Raw genomic sequence first — 16,854 nt, forward strand, 5'->3', positions numbered from 1 at the left:
GTGTTTTCTTGCTCAATGCCTAACCGAGGCGATAGCGGATTTCCGAGCGCAGGAAAGGCAGCAAATCCATTTCAAACCACGGATTCTGCTTCAACCAGCCTGTGTTGCGCCAGGATGGATGTGGCAGCGGCAGCACTTTGGGGCCGACGGAATTCTCCCAGATGGCGCGCCAGTCCATCACCGTTTCCGTCAGCGAGGCGCGCCGCGCCGCGCCCATATGCCAGGTCTGCGCGTAGATGCCGATCGTCAGCACCAGGTCGATCCTCGGCATCAGCGCCATCAAGGGCGCCCGCCAGGCCGGGGCGCATTCGCGCCTCGGCGGCAGGTCGCCGCCCTTGGCGTCCTGTCCCGGAAAGCAGAAGCCCATCGGCACGATGGCAAATTTCTCGATGTCGTAGAATTCGTCGCTTGTCACATCAAGCCAAGTCCGCAAACGGTCGCCCGAAGCATCGGTGAAGGGCATGCCCGACAGATGCACCTTGGTTCCGGGTGCTTGGCTGGCGATCAGGATGCGGGCGCTGGAAGAGGGTCGTAGCACCGGACGCGGCTCATGCGGCAGCGGCTTGCCGATGGGATTGTCCGCGCAGATGCGGCAAGCGCGGACCGTCGTGGCGAAGCTGTCCAGTTCCACGCTCAAGCAGCGGCACTCGGCCGGCTGGAGATTGCCTGATGCCAACGCGACACATTGGTGCATTCCTCTGGCACCTTGATGCGTGCCGGCTTCATGAAGTCGATTGCGATCAGCCCTGTGATGTCGGCAATGGAATAGCTGTCGCCGGCGACGAATTCACGGCTGCCGAGTTCAGCATCGAGCAGCATGAGAAACTCCACCGCCTTCGGCTTGTTGGCCTCACCCCATTCGGGGACCTGCGGAATTTCCCATTCCTTCATGGCGGGATGGACATGGCGGAAAGCCTGCGTGACGCTGCTGAGCAGGTTGAATTCCATTCGCCTCTGCCACATCTCGACCTGCGCCTTGCCAAGCGCGCCGTTTCCGAACAATGCCGGCTCGGGATGGAGTTCCTCGAAATAGCGGCAGATGGCGACGGATTCGGTGAGGATGGTGCCATCATCGAGTTCCAGCACCGGCAGGCGCCGCAGCGGGTTGCGCGAGCTTATTGGCTGCTGCTTGTGTTCCAGCGCGCCCATGTCAACGGGCACCAACGGAACCGCGATCCCCTTCTCGGCGAGAAAAACCCGAACCCGCCGAGGGTTGGGTGCCCGGCCGCCGTCGAACAGCTTCATTTCGATCCTCCTCTTCCTTCCGCCAGACACGCTTCACCAGAAGCGAAAGATCTCGCGCGCCGCGTCGCCGATCGACGCCAGTGTGCCATGTTTTCGCTCGACGACCTCGCCGTGATGACTGTCGCGCCAGTCCTGTGGCAGGTCGAACGTGCCCGCCCAGATGCCAACCCTGGCCGCGCGGGCCGTCGCTTCCTCGCCTTCGAAAGCGCCGTAGGCAACGGCCCAGCCGGCCTCGACTTGGGCGCGGTTTAGGTCGGTGCCGCCGGCCTTGCAGTCGCCGAGCAACCGGCCATAGCGGTCGCGCTGCCAGCCGCTGCAGGTGACCGGCCTGCCTGCGATCAGCCGCACCAGCGACTGGCGCGCCAGCGTGCCACAGGCATAATCGGCGCCGTTCTTGTGGCAAGTCTGGGTGTATTCCGGGGCGTCGATGCCGCGCATGCGGATGCGCTCGGTGCCGAGCGTGATCGAATCGCCGTCATTGATGATGGCTATACCTTGCGTCTTGCGTGTCTCCACTCGATCGAGACGCGCCGCAAGCAGGATCAGCAGCCCCAGAATGATGACGGTCAGCCCGTAATCCAGCAGCTTTCGCCACGGACTTCTCGGGCGCGCCGCCGCGTACCTCGGGCGCGACCTTGGCGACCACGAACGGCTCATATGGCAAACGGTTGGTTAATCATTCGAACGTAGCTTAACACCTTGAAATCGCTGCGCGCATAAATTGAAGCTTTTGATGCCCTTGCAACGCTCGAACACGGCGGACAAGTTCATTGTGGACCGCAGGAAACGGCATCGCAACAGCGATGTCGCGCGCGCGGTGCGCAAGACGCGCGACCGTCTTTCGCAGCAGGCCGGCAATCTCGATTTCGACCGCGAGCTGCTGAAGCTCCATGCCCAGGCGATGACCAGCGGTGCCGTCGTCATCCCGATGCTCGTCCTGGCGATCGCCGCGGCCGGTCGTCTGGCCGGTGTCGGCAATGAGATCGGGCTCTGGGCGTTGTTTACGCTGACCTCTTATACGATCGTCGTTTTCATGGCGCGGCGCATCGAGCGCACGGAAGCTTCCGAACTTAACGCCTTGCAAACGCGAAGGGAATTCCTGGTCGGCCATTTCCTTTGTGGTCTGGGCTGGGCCTGGTTCGTCTGGCTGGGCTGCGGGGCCTGCGAGGTCGACCAGTTCCAGGCGGTCAAGGCGGTGGTGCTGCTGTTTGCCATGGCAGGGACGGCGCTCATGGCCTCGTCCCTGGGCGGAGCACTGCTGGCGACCTTCGCGGTTCCAGTGGCGCTCTACGCCTATGCCGCGACCAAGTCGTGGATGCCGGTCGAGGCCATCATGGCCGCGTTGCTTGTCCTGTCGCTGCCTTTCTTCGCCTATATTGCCAGTCACCTCAATCGCTTCTCCCTGCTGCTGTTGTCGTTCCGCTCCGAAAAGGACGCGCTGATCGCCGAAGTGGAGACGGCGAAGTCGATGTCGGACGAGGCGCGGCGGCGGGCTGAGGACGCCAACCTGGCAAAATCGCGTTTCCTCGCTTCGATGAGCCACGAATTGCGCACGCCGCTCAACGCCATTCTCGGCTTTTCCGAGGTGATGGCGAACGAAGTCCTCGGGCCGATGAGCAATCCCACCTATCGTGACTACGCCCACGACGTGCATGACTCAGGCCAGCATCTGCTCGACCTGATCAACGAGATCCTCGACCTATCGCGCATCGAGGCCGGCCGCTACCAGCTCAACGAGGAGCCGGTCATGTTGCTCAACATCGTCGAGGATTGCTGCCACATGATGGAGTTGAAGGCGCGCAACAAGGACATCCGCGTCATCCAGGATTTCGAACAGACATTGCCGCGGCTGTTCGCCGACGAGCGCGCCGTGCGCCAGATCACGCTCAACCTTCTGTCCAATGCCATCAAGTTCACCGCCACCGGCGGCGAAATCCGCGTCCGGGTCGGCTGGACGGCGGGCGGCGGACAATACATTTCGATCAAGGACAACGGTCCGGGCATTCCCGAGGACGAGATTCCGGTCGTGCTTTCAGCCTTCGGCCAGGGTTCGATCGCCATCAAGAGCGCCGAGCAAGGCACCGGGCTTGGCCTGCCGATCGTCCAAGGGCTGCTCGCCATGCATGGCGGCGAGTTCGAGCTTCATTCCAAGCTGCGCGAAGGCACCGAGGCGATCGCTATTTTCCCGCTGAGCCGGGTGATGGAAGAACTGCCGGCGCTGCCGACCGCGGCGGTGGCCGCGCGACGGCGGTAAGGACCCCGTAAACGCTGGTGCTGCGTGGTCAACCCCGCACAGCCGCCGCCATGCCCGAACTGGTCAGTGCCGCCGCCTTGACCAGCCCAGCCGCCAGAGCGGCTCCCGCCCCTTCGCCGATCCCCAGATCGAGCAGCGGACGCAGCCCGAGGTGCTCGGCCGCCCTTGCATGCGCGAACTCCGGCGACAGGCTGGCGAGAAGACAATGATCAAGGGCTGCGGGGTTCGCTGCATGCAGCACCGCCGCGGCTGCCGTTGCCGCGAATCCATCGAGCAGTACCGGTATTCGCTGCGTCCGCGCGGCAAGGATTGCGCCGGCTATCGCCGCGAACTCGCGGCCGCCCACCCGGCGCAGCGCCTCAAGCGGATCTTCTAGATGGCGGCCGTGAAAGGCCAGCGCCGCATCGACCACCTCTGCCTTGCGAGCCCGCATCGCCGCGTCGGCACCGGATCCCGGGCCAACCCAGTCGGCACCCCTGCCCCCCAAAAGCGCGGCGAGCAGGGCGGCGGCGACGGTGGAATTGCCGACACCGAGATCGCCGAGGCAAAGCAGGTCGGTGCCGCCGGCAATCGCCTCCATGCCGAAGGCCATGGTGGCGGCGCAACCGCGCTCATCGAGCGCCGCGTCCTCGGTGATGTCGCCGGTCGGGATGTGCAGGGCAAGATCGAACACTTTCAGACCGAGGTCGTTGGCAATGCAGATCTGGTTGATCGCCGCACCGCCGGCCGCGCAAAGCTCGACCGCGTTAGCGGTCGCCGCCACGGGCCTCGGCGAAATGCCTTGCCTGGCAACGCCATGGTTGCCGGCAAAGACAGCCATCAGGGGCCTGGTCACGGCAGGCGGAGCGCGACCGCTCCAGGCTGCGAGCCATGCGGCGATGTCCTCGACGCGACCAAGCGAATTCTCAGGCTTGTCGGCCTTGGCAAACAGTGTGCGCACGCGCGCTTCAGCTTTGAGGTCGGCCAATGGCAGATTGCCGAGCAGGTCGCGGAAATCGTCGAAAGGCAGTGCACTGGTCATGTCGCGAACAATCGTTGCTGGAGCAGAGGAGCGGAATAGCTGTCTTGCGTGACCGGCACAACCTCCTCGATCGTCCTTCCTGATTTGCCGCAAAGGCAGCCACGGAAGGCGCGATCGGGAGGGCTTGCATTGGCTTTGCCGTTGCACCATGTGGAGATGAAAGAGCGGATTCCGAACGGGTCCCTCGAGAGAAAGTCATGACGGCCATCGAATCTCCCTGCATCCTGGTCTGTTCGATCGATATGAAAACCGGCTTCTGCTTCGGTTGCGGCCGCACGCGCGAGGAGATCGGCGCCTGGATAGGGATGACGCCCGAGACGCGCCGCAGCGTGATGGCCGAACTGCCAGCCCGGCTCGAAACCGTCGAGCGCCGGCCGCGCCGGGAAACGCGCCGCACCCGCATGGCACGCGAACGCGACGCACCCTAGCGAGGGACGAGTGAGCAGCCGGCTGTTCTGGGTTGTGATGGCGGTGATCGGTGTAGGGGCAGCCCTGCTCATGCTCAACGATTCCGCCGGCAGCACGTTCGGCGTCGAGAATTACGATTTTGGCCGGCTGATCTGGCTTGGGGCTTTCGGCGCCCTTATCGGCGCCGGCTTGCTGCGGTCCGCTCCGCTGGGAGTAATGGCCCGCAATCTCGGCGCCTGGGCGGCTATCGTGCTCGCGCTGATCGCCGGCTATCAATATCGCTACGAGCTGCAGGACGTCGCCAGCCGGGTGACCGCCGGCCTTGTTCCCGGCAGCCCGCTGGCGCTCGGTGTCGAAGACGGCCACGCCACCGTGACCTTGGACAAGGCCGACAATGGCCATTTCGAAGCGCGCATCCTGGTCAACGGCAACCCGGTTCGCGCCGTTGTCGACACCGGCGCCACCAGCACGGTTCTGACTTCGGAGGACGCCCAGGCCGCAGGCTTCAATCCCGCGGCGCTCAACTACACGATACCGGTTTCGACCGCCAATGGCATGGCGCGCGCCGCGGCGGTCAAAACCGACGAACTGGCGATCGGCGGCATCGTGCGCAAGGATATGCCGGTGATGATCGCCGCCCCCGGCATGCTGAGCCAAAGCCTGCTCGGCATGAACTTCATCGGTTCGCTGTCGGGCTTCGACGTGCGCGGCGACCGGATGATCCTCAGGGACTGAGCTCAGGCCGCTTCGGCGGTCGCTCCACCGAGTTCGACAGCCGCGAAAGCAGTCTTCAGCACGTCAGCCCCGGCCCCGGGTCGGGTTGCGTCGGTGGACAGGATCTGACGATAGCGGCGCGCGCCGGGCAGCCCATGAAACAGCCCGACCATATGGCGGGTGACATGGCCGAGCCGGCCGCCCTGTTCGATATGGCGCGCCGCATACTCCGCCATAGCATCGATCAGTGCCGCGAAATCGAACGCTTCCGACCGTGCACCGTAGAAGGCGGCGTCAACGCCGGCCAGAATGCCTGGTGTGTGGTACGCGGCGCGGCCGAGCATGGCTCCGTCGACATGATCGAGATGCAGCCGCACCTCGCCAAGAGACTGAATACCGCCATTGATACCTATGAATTTGCTTTGTTTTCCAGCCTTCAACCGATAAACCCTGTTATAGTCTAGCGGCGGGATGTCGCGATTTTCCCTGGGGCTCAGCCCTTCCAGCCAGGCCTTGCGAGCATGCACCCACAAGGCATCGGCGCCGGCATCGAAAACCCCATTCGCCAGCGCATCGAGCGCCGGCTCCGGATCCTGTTCGTCGACGCCGATGCGGCACTTGACCGTGACTGGCACCGTCACCGCCGCCTTCATCGCCGCGATGCAGGTTGCGACGAGGTCGGGTACTTTCATCAGGCAAGCGCCGAACGTGCCCGACTGGACGCGGTCGGACGGGCAGCCGACATTGAGATTGATCTCGTCATAACCAAAGGCTTCGCCAACGCGCGCCGCTTCGGCAAGTTTTGCCGGATCGGAGCCGCCAAGTTGCAGGGCGACGGGATGTTCCACCTCATCGAAGCCAAGCAGCCGCTCGCGCGCGCCGTGGATAACCGCGTCGGCCACAACCATTTCGGTATAAAGCAGCGCATGTGTCGTCATCTGGCGATGGAAGAACCGGCAATGGCGGTCCGTCCAGTCCATCATGGGTGCAATAGCCAGTCTATATTGTTGATTTTTCAGCATTTTCTTTAACATTCAAAACGCTAGACCCTGCCGGGTGCACACGAATTTACGCCAAGTCGATCATGGTGAGACGCTGACAAAGTCCCGTATGCGCGCCTGAAGCCCTTCGGCGAATTCATCGACCTTCATATCGACGACATGTGCGATGTAGGCAAGTCCCTCTCCGATCTGTGTCGTAAGCACGTGAGTTGTCCGGATTAGGAGCAGATGAGTTGTCCGGGTTTATCGCCCGCCAAAGGAGGCTTGGGATGACACGGACAGCATGGCTGAACACCAGCCTTCAAATCCAACTGCACGAATTTTTCCAAAGCAGGAACATAGAAGCATTGTGCGAGTTAGGCACGGACGCCTGCTCGCGTTCCACGATCTGCCAGGGTTCTCTTTGATGTTCGAACGAATGCCCAAGACAATGTATCGCTGTCAGCTTTTCGTATCTGCCTTTGGTTTGTTGTTGCTGATGGGCGACCTGCTCCACGATGACAGGGCCATGGCGCAGCAGGCTTGTCCGGCCGATCACGATAGGCTGCTTACAGTCCTCAAAGCCAATGTGAAGGCAAGCGGCGGACCAGCCAATGGCGGCTTTGAAACCAACGAATGGGGCGCGATCGTTGCCCGCGATGGCACTGTCTGCGCGATTGCGTTCAGCGGCCCCGCAGTCGATTCGCAATGGCCGGGCAGTCGGCTCGTCGCAGCGGAGAAAGCCAACACCGCCAACGGTCTCAGCCTGGCTCAAATGGCCCTGTCGACGGCCAATCTCTACGCTGGCGTGCAACCGGGTGGGCCGCTGTTCGGGCTGCAGGCGACCAACCCCGTCAACCAAGCCGCGGCTTATGCGGGCGATCCCAAAACCTTCGGCAGCGCCAACGATCCGTTGGTCGGCAAGCCTATCGGCGGTGTCGTCGTGTTCGGCGGCGGCCTGGCCCTTTACGACGGCAAAACGATCATCGGCGCGCTTGGCGTCAGTGGCGATTCCTCTTGCGCCGACCACAATGTCGCCTGGCGCGTTCGCGCGGCTCTCGGCCTCGACAAGGTCCCGGCAGGCGTCAATCCCAACCGCAAGGATGCCATCATCTATGATCTCGATCCCGGCGGAAAAAGCGCCTCCGGCTGGGGTCACCCGCTATGCTCGGGCACCGAGGCCGACATCGCAGCGGAAATCGGTTCAGGCGTCGGAGGCGCGACACCGAAATGAAGCAAGCAGCGCGGTGTGCAACACCCTGCGTTGACGCGGTACGCACGAACCGCCCGGCGGCAGCTAGAAAACGTCTCCAGAGCTTCCTTGCGGGGTTGCTGCTGGCTTGCACTCCTCTGCTGACGGGCGCTTCCGAAGCTCCGCCACCGTCGGCGATCTCGCCGCCGGCTTCCGCCGCACCGCGCGACGATGGGCAATGGACGATGCCGGCCAAGAACTACGCGTCGACCCGCTACAGTGAGCTCACGGAAATCAACGAAGGCAACGTCAAGAACCTGCAGGTGGCCTTCACCTTCTCCACCGGCGTCAACAAAGGCCAGGAAGCGGCGCCGCTGGTCGTCGGCGGCACTATGTACATCGTGACCCCCTTCCCCAACATGGTCTACGCGCTCGACCTCACCAAGCCAGGCGCGCCGATGAAATGGAAGTTCGAACCCAATCCCGAACCCGCGGCGCAAGGGGTTGCCTGTTGCGACGTCGTGAATCGCGGCGCGGCTTTCGCGGACGGGCGCATCTTCTTCAACACACTGGACGGTCACACCATCGCACTCGATGCGAACACCGGTCAGCCGATCTGGAACTCCCATATCGGCAACATCAACATAGGCGAGACCATCACCATGGCGCCGTTGGTGGTGAAAGGCAAAGTGCTGGTCGGCAATTCAGGCGGCGAGATGGGCGTCCGCGGCTGGGTCAAGGCGCTTGACGCCGGCGACGGTCATGTCGTCTGGACGGCCTACGGCACCGGACCGGACAAGGACGTGCTGATCGGCCCCGATTTCAAGCCGCATTACGACATGGACAAGGGCAAGGACCTTGGCGTCACGACATGGCCGCCGGAAGCCTGGAAAATCGGCGGCGGCAACATGTGGGGCTGGATTTCCTACGACCCGGATCTCAACCTGATCTTCCACGGCACCGGCAACCCCGGACCGTGGAACCCGGATCTGCGGCCCGGCGACAACAAATGGACGTCAGGGATTTTCGCCCGCGACCCTGATACCGGAGCGGCGAAATGGTTCTACCAGTGGAGCCCGCATGACCTCCATGACTATGACGGGATCAATGAGCAGGTCCTGCTCGACATGAACTGGCAGGGCAAGCCGCGCAAGGTGCTGGTCCGGCCCGAGCGCAACGGCTATCTCTACATTCTCGACCGGACCACCGGCGAAGTGCTGTCCGCGAAGCCCTACGGCCCCGTCAATTCCAGCAAGGGTGTCGACCTCGACAGCGGCCGTCTGGTCGAAAATCCGGACAAGAAGACCGGTACCGGCAAGGTCGTCCGCGACATCTGCCCGACCGCGTCGGGGCTCAAGGATTGGCAGCCTTCCGCCTTCTCGCCGAAGACAGGGCTGCTCTATATACCGCATAACAATCTGTGCATGGACGAAGAAGGCGTCGAGGTGAACTACATCGCCGGCACGCCCTATGTCGGCATGAACGTGCGCATGATCCCCGGGCCTGGTGGGAACCGGGGCGCCTTCACCGCTTGGGACATCGCCGCGGAGAAGCCCGCCTGGAGCCTTAAGGAGAACTTCCCGGTGTGGAGCGGCGCGGTCGTGACCGCCGGCGATATCGTCTTCTACGGAACCATGGAGGGTTGGTTCAAGGCGGTCAGCGCCAAGACCGGCGAGCTGCTTTGGCAATTCAAGACGTCGTCCGGCATCATCGGCCAGCCCATCACATATCGCGGCCCCGACGGACACCAATATGTGGCGATCCTGTCGGGTGTAGGCGGCTGGGCCGGCGCCATCGTGTCCGGCGATCTCGATCCGCGCGACGCCACCGCTGCCCTCGGTTTCGTCAACGCGATGAAGGATCTCAAGGACGCGACAACGGCGGGAGGCACGCTCTATGTGTTCCGGCTCCCCTGAGGCACTCGAGCGGCCCTCGCGCCAGGTGCGAAAGGCGCTCCAGCGGATGGCAACCGGCATGGCCGCCCTCGCCTTGCTGCTCTTGCCGGCGACAGCGAATGTGCGTGAACTGAGGGTCTGCGCCGACCCGAACAACATGCCCTTCTCCAACGCCGCCGGTCAGGGCTTCGAGAACAGGATCGCTGAGATCGTGGCCGCCGATCTCGGCGCCAAACTGACCTACACTTGGTGGGCACAGCGCCGGGGCTTCGTGCGCAACACGCTGAAGGCCGGCCTTTGCGATCTCGTGCCCGGCACGCCGGCCAATCTCGAAATGCTGCGCACCACCACCCCCTATTATCGGTCGTCCTATGTTTTCGTCACCCGCCAGGACGGTCCGGATGTGGCATCCTTCAACGATCCGCGGCTGCGCGCCATGCGGATCGGCGTGCAACTCATCGGCGACGACGGGGCCAATTCGCCTCCCGTCCAGGCGCTCGGCCGCCGCGGCATCGTCGGGCATCTCGTCGGCTATCCCGTCTATGGCGACTACTCCGCACCCAACCCTCCGGCGCGCATCGTCGAAGCAGTGGCGACCGGAGACATCGATCTTGCCGTCGTCTGGGGCCCGCTCGCCGGCTACTTCGCCGCCAAGCAGAAAGTGCCCCTCCGCGTCACGCCCGTCATGCCTCGCATCGACGGACCGCAATTGCCCATGATCTACGACATCTCGATGGGCGTTCGGCGCGAGGACGATGCGCTGCGTGGCGATGTGAATAGCGCGCTGGCCAGGCACAAGGCCGAGATCGACGCATTGCTGTCGCAGTATGGCGTGCCGCGCCTCGATGGTCCGGGGAGCCCAGTGCGATGAAGCACGGTGCCGCCATGCTCTTGTTTACGGCCCTAGCGCTTACGGCATGCCAGCGCGAGGAGCGCGACACGCGCCCGCAATCCTCGCTCGGATCGGGCGAGCAGCCGGCGCCTGTGACGACATTGGAACCCGGTGGACAGCGGCCTTCCGCCAGCGACAACAAGGCAGCCAGCTTCGAGGCCAATGCCTTTCACCTCAGCGAGGGCAAGCGCCTGTTCAACTGGTTCAATTGTTCGGGCTGTCATGCCAATGGTGGCGGCGGCATGGGGCCGGCCTTGATGGACCAGAAATGGCTTTACGGCAGTTCGATCGAGAGCATCCACGCTACCATCCGCGATGGGCGGCCAAAAGGCATGCCGAGCTTCCGCGACAAGATTCCCGATGACCAGATTTGGGAGCTTGCCGCCTTCGTTCGCTCGCTGAGTGGCAACGCGCCCTCGTCCGCCGCGCCGCAACGCAATGACGACATGATGCCGCATCCGTCGGAAAACCGCATGCCGGATGCAGCCACGCTGGGGAAATCACCGTGAAGCGCCTTGCGTCGACCGGGTTCGGCACGGCCTGCGTCTTGTTTCTGCAGGGATGCGCAGGATGGCAATCAGCGCTCGACCCGAAAGGGCCAGCTGCCAGTGAGCTGGCATGGCTCATCTGGTTCTTCACCGCGCTTTGCGTGGTGATCTGGGTCCTGGTGATGATCGCTCTTGCCACACCGTTGATGATGCGGTCGCGGGACGGCGCCGAGCCGCTCGTGCTCGACGCCGGCGCCGACCATCGAAAGTTGCGCGTTGTCGTGATCGCCGTCGGGCTGACCGCAGTGATCGTGGTCGGACTGACCTTGCTGAGCTTCTTCGCCAACAGGACACTTGCGGCGATCGGCTCCGACGCCGCGCTCACCATTCGCGTCACGGGCCACCAATGGTGGTGGGAAGTGCGCTACGAAGACGCCACGCCGAGCCGCATCCTGACCACAGCGAACGAGATCCACATCCCCGCCGGGGAGCCCGTACGGCTTCTGCTGACATCGACGGACGTGATCCATTCCTTCTGGGTGCCGAGCCTTTCCGGCAAGCTCGACCTCATCCCCGGCCATATCAATGTGCTCGACATCAAGGCCGACAAGCCTGGCGTATATCGCGGCCAGTGCGCCGAGTTCTGCGGTGCGCAGCATGCGAACATGGGTACCTTCATCATCGCTGAGCCGAAGGAAAAGTTCGACGCTTGGTGGAACGACCAGTTGCAGCCGTCTGGCCCTCCGGCGAGCGACGAGGCCAAGGCTGGCGAGGACCTGTTCCTCAAGCGTCCCTGCGTGATGTGCCACAGGATCGGGGGCACTCCAGCGGGAGGAACCGTCGCGCCGGATCTGACGCATATTGCCAGCCGGCGCACGCTCGCCGCCGGCACGTTGACGATGAGCCGAGGCAATATCGCTGCCTGGATAGCGGACCCCCAAGGCGTGAAGCCCGGTTCCCACATGCCTGTGGTGGAGCTCAACGGCGACGAACTCAACGCCATCGTCGCCTACCTTGAGGGTCTGAAATGAGCAGCGCGGATCTGATCAGCGAACGCGACCTGCCGCCGAAACGCGAGACCGCCACCAAGGGCGACCTGGCTCCCGAGCATGACGGACCGCGCGATACTGGCATGGACGATGCCAGCCTGCACCACTGGCTCACGCGGGCATGGCGCACGCCGCCCGGCATCATCGGAGCATTATCGAGCGTCGACCACAAGGTCATCGCAAGGCGCTATCTGATCACGGCCTTCATCTTCCTGTGCCTTGGCGGGCTGAACGCGGTCGCCATGCGAATCCAACTCTCCGGGCCGGAGCGCGGGCTGATCGGGCCGGACCTCTACAACCAGCTGTTCACGATGCATGGCGTCACCATGATGTTCCTGTTCGCTGTGCCCATCGTTCAGGCAACGGGAATCTATCTGGTGCCGCTGATGGTCGGCACCCGTAACATCGCCTTCCCGCGGCTCAATGCATTCGGCTACTGGATCTACGTCTCGGGCGGGGCCTTTGCCTGGATCTCATTCCTCCTCAACATGGCGCCGGACGTCGGCTGGTTCGCCTATGTGCCCTTATCCGGACCGGAATTCTCTCCTGGCAAGCGCGCTGACGTCTGGGCGCAAATGATCACCTATACCGAAGTGTCGTCGCTTGCGGTCGCCGTCGCCACCATCGTCACCGTGTTCAAGCAACGCGCGCCCGGCATGTCGCTGGACAAGATACCGCTTTATGTGTGGGCACTGCTGGTCACTTCCTTCGTCGTCGTCTTCGCGATGCCGGCGGTCATGATCACCTCGACCTTCCTCATTCTCGACCGGCTTGTCGGAACCCACATTTTCAACCCCGCGGAGGGCGGCGACGCCCTGCTGTTTCAGCATCTGTTCTGGTTCTTCGGTCATCCCGAGGTCTACATCATCTTCCTGCCGGCGACGGGCATGGTCTCCTCCATCATTCCCGCTTTTGCCCGGCGACCGACGTTCGGCCATTTAGGGCTGGTCCTGTCGCTGATCGCGGTGGGTTTCCTGTCGTTCGGCCTCTGGGTGCATCATATGTTTGCAACCGGATTGCCGAAGCTCGGGGCGAGCTTCTTCACGGCGTCCAGCATGCTGATCGCCATCCCCAATGGCGTGCAGATCTTCTGTTGGCTGGCGACCTTGTGGGATGGCAGACCGGTGATCCGCACGCCGCTGCTGTTCGTCTTCGGCTTCTTCTTCATCTTCGTCATCGGCGGGCTAACCGGCGTCATGCTCGCCTCGGTGCCGCTCGACCTTCAGGTGCACGACACCTACTTCGTCGTCGCCCACTTCCACTATGTCCTGATCGGCGGATCGGTATTCCCGCTGCTGGGCGCGGCCTATTTTTGGTTCCCCAAGATCACCGGGCGCATGATGAGCGAACGTCTCGGACGCTGGCATTTCGGGCTGGCCTTCATCGGCTTCAACGCGGCCTTCTTCCCGATGCATCTCGTGGGCCTGTGGGGCATGCCGCGCAGGGTCTATACCTATCCGGCGGAGCTTGGCTGGGGCAACATCAACCTGTTCATCAGCGCCGGCGCGGTGCTGTTCTTCCTGAGTTTCGTGCTGTTCACCTTCAACCTGATACATGGCGCATTGAAAGGGGCTCCGGCCGGCGATAACCCCTGGGATGCCGGCACCCTGGAATGGGCCACGTCGTCCCCGCCTCCAAGTTACAATTTCTCGCGCATTCCGATCGTGACGAATGTCGAGCCGCTGTGGGCCGAACGAGAGGCACTTCCCGTCGCAACTGGACTCCGCGTCGATGTCCGCGAGTTGCTCATCTCGACGGTGGCGGAGGCCTACCCCGACATCCGCGAGAAATCGGCGACGCCGTCGATCTGGCCGCTGCTGGCGGCGATCGCCGTGGGCGGCACGTTCCTCTACTCGATCTTCACGCCGTGGGCGATCGTCTGGGGCGCCATGCCGATCGCGCTCACGCTGCTCGGCTGGTTCTGGCCCAAGGGCGATCCGGAGGACGAGGAATGAACCAGCGGCCCGTCACCGACCTTTCCGCCCTCCCTACGTTTGGCCATGGTCCGCGCAGCCCAACCTGGTGGGGCACGCTCGGCTTCATGGCATTGGAAGGGACGGGCTTCGCGCTGGCGGCCGGCGCCTATCTCTATCTGGCGATGTCATGGCCCAACTGGCGTCTGAGCGCCCCGGAACCTAACCATTGGCCGGGAACGATCGTCACCCTGTTGCTGATCGCCAGCCTGGTGCCAAACCACATCCTCAATCGCTACGCCGAGCATTGCGCAATGGTACCGGTGCGGATCGGCATGGTCGTGATGTCGCTGTTCGGTGTCGCCCCGCTCGTGGTGCGCTGGTTCGAGTTCCCGGCATTGAATATCTATTGGGACACAAACGCCTACGGCTCGATGCTTTGGGTGTTGCTTGGACTGCACACCACGCATCTGATCACCGACGTGGGCGACACGATCGTGCTGACGGTGCTGATGTTCACACGCCATGGCTATAGCGGCCGGCGCTTCGGCGATGTGGGCGACAACGTCTTCTACTGGGATTTCGTGGTGCTCACCTGGATCCCGATCTACCTGCTCATCTACTGGGTACCGAGGCTAGGCTGATGCGCGCGCTGCGGTTGGGAATGTCCTGGGGTGGTCTTCTGTCGGGGCCTTTGGCTTGGGCAATCTCGACGCAGCTGAACTACGCGCTTGTTCCGTGGCAGTGCAATCGCCAGTTTCCGGTCGTGCTTCCGATCGCATTGCTGCTGGCCTTGCTTTCACTTCTCGGCGGCATGCTTTCTTGGCGGGCACGGCGGCAGGGGGGCGCGGCTTTCAAGCCGGAGCGCACGCGCGGCACCGAGAAATTCGTCGCCGATCTCGGCATTCTTGCGGCTTTGCTTTTTGCCCTCGTCATCGTCATGCAGGGCAGCGCCGCACTCATTCTCGACGAGTGCCTGCGATGAGCTTCGAGGCCTTCTTCTCAACCTCGATCTGCTATGGCGCCGGCGCGCCCGAAGCGGGATGGACGCTTGCGTTTCCCATCACGCTCCCTTTGGCCGCAATCGCGCTCATCTATGCGCTCGGAGCGAGCCGGCTATGGCTCCGCAGCAGCCGGGGCCGCTCCGAGCGGACGCGGCAAGTTCTGTTGTTCACCGCCGGCTGGGGCGTGCTGACCGGAGCGCTGGTCAGCCCAATCCATGCGCTTGGCGAACGGGTGTTTGCCGCCCACATGATCGAGCATGAACTGCTGATGGCGGTAGCGGCGCCGCTCCTTGTCGCCGCCTGCCCCGGCGCGGTCCTGATATGGGCATTGCCGGCCGCACTTCGCCGAGGGACGGGAAGGCTCACGCACGGCAGGATTCTCCAGGCGATCTGGACCGTGGCCAGCCGCCCCCTCAACGCAACCGTCATCCACGGTATCGCGATCTGGATCTGGCACGTTCCCGTCCTGTTCGAGGCAGCGCTTCAGCAGGGCGTGCTGCACTACGCCCAGCATGCGAGCTTCCTCGGCACAGCCCTGCTGTTCTGGTGGGGGATTCTGCCGCGTTTCGGCCGCCAGCAGGCCTATGGCAGCGCGGTCATGCATCTCTTCTTCACGTCACTGCACACTGGTCTGCTCGGCGTGCTGCTGCTGTTGTCGCCCAGACTCTGGTACCCGCAGAATGCCGCCGGCGCGGCGCTCTGGGGTCTAACCCCGATCGAGGACCAGCAGCTCGCCGGACTGGTGATGTGGGTTCCGGCTGGCCTGATCTATGGCGGAGCCGCCTTGCTGCTTGCCGGCCTTTGGATAAGTAAGAGCGGAATCAGGGAGGCAAGCCATGCGCTCCGGCCTGGCTAGGATGGTGGGCGGCGCGCTCACCGCGATCCTGCTGCTGACCGCGGCAGTCGCCGCAGCGACCTTGTGGTCCGACCGGCGCGATCGTGTTCGCCACGAATCGGACATGGCGACCGGCGGCTTGGAAGCGCGCGCCATTCCGATCATGATCGCGAACGGCTGCTCCGGATGCCATACGATCCCCGGCGTGCCGGGGGCACAAGGCCAGGTTGGTCCGCGCCTCGATTCCAGCCTTGCCGACCGGGTCTTTATCGCCGGCGTGCTGGCGAACAATCCGGAGAACCTGATCCGCTGGATACGAGCGGCCAGGGAGATCAATCCGCACACGGCCATGCCATCGACGGGGATCACAGAGCAGCAGGCGCGTGATATCGCTGCCTACCTCTACGCCCTGAAATGATCAGTCCTCGCCGCCGCGCCGGGACCACAGGCCGCGGCCGGGGTCGCAGCCAACCACTGCCGCCAGGAAAAACACGACGAGGCAGGCGAGAACGACAAGGGCGGAAACGGGATCGAAGCGCAGATAGAGCGTGAAGCGTATCAGTTCGACCGCCGAACTGAACGGCCCTCGAGCGACAGCGCCTTCATGGACCGATCACCACTCCCCAGGGGCCGCGTCCCACCGGCACCGACTTCACCACCTCCTCATTCTCCAGATCGATGAACGAGATGTCGCCGGAATTGCCATTAGCGCTGACTAGGCGCTTCTGGTCATCGGACAGCGCCACGTGCCACGGCCGCTGGCCGACGAGATAGAGGCGGCGCACCGCCAGCGTCTTGGCATCCACTTCGGCCACCCGGTTGACCGAACCGAGCGCGACATAGGCAGTGGCGCCGTCGCGTGCCATTTCGATGTCGACCGCCTGGACGCCCTCGCTGCGGATGCCGGGGACCTCGAACTCGACCTTGCCGGTCTCTGCACGAGACGTGGTGTCGAGACGGTCAC

Annotated in this window: 19 protein-coding genes; 13 read left to right on the top strand and 6 right to left on the bottom strand. The window is 63.6% G+C overall.

The genetic code is table 11. The annotated features are described in order from the left end of the window. Window positions 1-19: 19 nt before the first annotated feature. The 3 genes from FJ936_RS26805 to FJ936_RS26815 are packed head-to-tail and all read right to left on the bottom strand — an operon-like array spanning window position 20 to window position 1,902. Window positions 20-694 carry a uracil-DNA glycosylase family protein gene (locus FJ936_RS26805; RefSeq protein ID WP_140720426.1) on the bottom strand — a complete coding sequence of 225 codons (675 nt, stop codon included), beginning with the start codon at window positions 692-694 and terminating at the stop codon, window positions 20-22. After that, window positions 634-1,245: a glutathione S-transferase gene (locus FJ936_RS26810; RefSeq protein ID WP_140664545.1), complete on the bottom strand. Its 612-nt coding sequence runs from the start codon at window positions 1,243-1,245 to the stop codon at window positions 634-636. Before FJ936_RS26810 ends, FJ936_RS26805 begins: the two co-directional genes overlap by 61 nt. Window positions 1,246-1,278: 33 nt before the next feature. Next, entirely contained in the window at window positions 1,279-1,902 is a 624-nt protein-coding gene (locus tag FJ936_RS26815; RefSeq protein WP_015317846.1) for a thermonuclease family protein, read from the bottom strand. Window positions 1,903-1,978: 76 nt separating this feature from the next. Between FJ936_RS26815 and FJ936_RS26820 the strand changes: the two genes are divergently transcribed. Further along, entirely contained in the window at window positions 1,979-3,499 is a 1,521-nt protein-coding gene (locus FJ936_RS26820; RefSeq protein WP_015317845.1) for a HAMP domain-containing sensor histidine kinase, read from the top strand. Between the two features lie 28 nt (window positions 3,500-3,527). On the opposite strand, the gene FJ936_RS26825 is transcribed toward FJ936_RS26820, so the two are convergent. Further along, on the bottom strand, window positions 3,528-4,520 hold the full coding sequence (locus FJ936_RS26825; protein ID WP_140790827.1) for a nicotinate-nucleotide--dimethylbenzimidazole phosphoribosyltransferase: 993 nt from the start codon (window positions 4,518-4,520) through the stop codon (window positions 3,528-3,530). Between the two features lie 197 nt (window positions 4,521-4,717). Between FJ936_RS26825 and FJ936_RS26830 the strand changes: the two genes are divergently transcribed. Together FJ936_RS26830 and FJ936_RS26835 are read left to right on the top strand one after the other, a co-directional pair. Further along, window positions 4,718-4,948, top strand: coding sequence for a DUF1289 domain-containing protein (locus FJ936_RS26830; protein ID WP_140720422.1), 231 nt, complete (start codon window positions 4,718-4,720; stop codon window positions 4,946-4,948). A 37-nt stretch (window positions 4,949-4,985) separates the two neighbouring features. Then, window positions 4,986-5,663 carry a TIGR02281 family clan AA aspartic protease gene (locus FJ936_RS26835; protein WP_041163451.1) on the top strand — a complete coding sequence of 226 codons (678 nt, stop codon included), beginning with the start codon at window positions 4,986-4,988 and terminating at the stop codon, window positions 5,661-5,663. Window positions 5,664-5,665: 2 nt separating this feature from the next. On the opposite strand, the gene dusA is transcribed toward FJ936_RS26835, so the two are convergent. Then, entirely contained in the window at window positions 5,666-6,664 is a 999-nt protein-coding gene (gene dusA / locus FJ936_RS26840) for a tRNA dihydrouridine(20/20a) synthase DusA (RefSeq protein WP_140720420.1), read from the bottom strand. A gap of 457 nt (window positions 6,665-7,121) precedes the next feature. Between dusA and FJ936_RS26845 the strand changes: the two genes are divergently transcribed. The 10 genes from FJ936_RS26845 to FJ936_RS26890 are packed head-to-tail and all read left to right on the top strand — an operon-like array spanning window position 7,122 to window position 16,308. Beyond that, entirely contained in the window at window positions 7,122-7,856 is a 735-nt protein-coding gene (locus FJ936_RS26845; protein ID WP_246680538.1) for a heme-binding protein, read from the top strand. Then, window positions 7,853-9,730, top strand: a complete 1,878-nt coding sequence (locus FJ936_RS26850; protein ID WP_140793833.1) for a methanol/ethanol family PQQ-dependent dehydrogenase — start codon at window positions 7,853-7,855, stop codon at window positions 9,728-9,730. The genes FJ936_RS26845 and FJ936_RS26850 overlap by 4 nt, the downstream gene beginning before the upstream one ends. 58 nt (window positions 9,731-9,788) lie before the next feature. Further along, window positions 9,789-10,580, top strand: a complete 792-nt coding sequence (locus FJ936_RS26855; RefSeq protein ID WP_246680540.1) for a substrate-binding domain-containing protein — start codon at window positions 9,789-9,791, stop codon at window positions 10,578-10,580. Beyond that, window positions 10,577-11,110: a c-type cytochrome gene (locus FJ936_RS26860; protein WP_140793829.1), complete on the top strand. Its 534-nt coding sequence runs from the start codon at window positions 10,577-10,579 to the stop codon at window positions 11,108-11,110. The genes FJ936_RS26855 and FJ936_RS26860 overlap by 4 nt, the downstream gene beginning before the upstream one ends. Further along, on the top strand, window positions 11,107-12,120 hold the full coding sequence (gene coxB / locus FJ936_RS26865; RefSeq protein WP_140793827.1) for a cytochrome c oxidase subunit II: 1,014 nt from the start codon (window positions 11,107-11,109) through the stop codon (window positions 12,118-12,120). Before FJ936_RS26860 ends, coxB begins: the two co-directional genes overlap by 4 nt. Further along, window positions 12,117-14,093: a cytochrome c oxidase subunit I gene (gene ctaD, locus FJ936_RS26870; protein ID WP_140793825.1), complete on the top strand. Its 1,977-nt coding sequence runs from the start codon at window positions 12,117-12,119 to the stop codon at window positions 14,091-14,093. Before coxB ends, ctaD begins: the two co-directional genes overlap by 4 nt. Then, window positions 14,090-14,695, top strand: a complete 606-nt coding sequence (locus FJ936_RS26875; protein ID WP_140720411.1) for a cytochrome C oxidase subunit III — start codon at window positions 14,090-14,092, stop codon at window positions 14,693-14,695. Before ctaD ends, FJ936_RS26875 begins: the two co-directional genes overlap by 4 nt. Beyond that, window positions 14,695-15,036: a hypothetical protein gene (locus FJ936_RS26880; RefSeq protein ID WP_140793823.1), complete on the top strand. Its 342-nt coding sequence runs from the start codon at window positions 14,695-14,697 to the stop codon at window positions 15,034-15,036. Before FJ936_RS26875 ends, FJ936_RS26880 begins: the two co-directional genes overlap by 1 nt. Continuing rightward, window positions 15,033-15,911: a cytochrome c oxidase assembly protein gene (locus tag FJ936_RS26885; protein WP_140793821.1), complete on the top strand. Its 879-nt coding sequence runs from the start codon at window positions 15,033-15,035 to the stop codon at window positions 15,909-15,911. Before FJ936_RS26880 ends, FJ936_RS26885 begins: the two co-directional genes overlap by 4 nt. Next, window positions 15,892-16,308, top strand: a complete 417-nt coding sequence (locus FJ936_RS26890; RefSeq protein WP_140793819.1) for a c-type cytochrome — start codon at window positions 15,892-15,894, stop codon at window positions 16,306-16,308. The genes FJ936_RS26885 and FJ936_RS26890 overlap by 20 nt, the downstream gene beginning before the upstream one ends. A 184-nt stretch (window positions 16,309-16,492) precedes the next feature. Here FJ936_RS26890 and FJ936_RS26900 read toward each other — a convergent pair whose 3' ends face one another. After that, window positions 16,493-16,756 carry a hypothetical protein gene (locus FJ936_RS26900; protein WP_246680541.1) on the bottom strand — a complete coding sequence of 88 codons (264 nt, stop codon included), beginning with the start codon at window positions 16,754-16,756 and terminating at the stop codon, window positions 16,493-16,495. Window positions 16,757-16,854: the final 98 nt, after the last annotated feature.

The organism is Mesorhizobium sp. B2-4-13, from assembly GCF_006658535.1.
In the GTDB taxonomy this organism is placed as follows: domain Bacteria; phylum Pseudomonadota; class Alphaproteobacteria; order Rhizobiales; family Rhizobiaceae; genus Mesorhizobium; species Mesorhizobium australicum.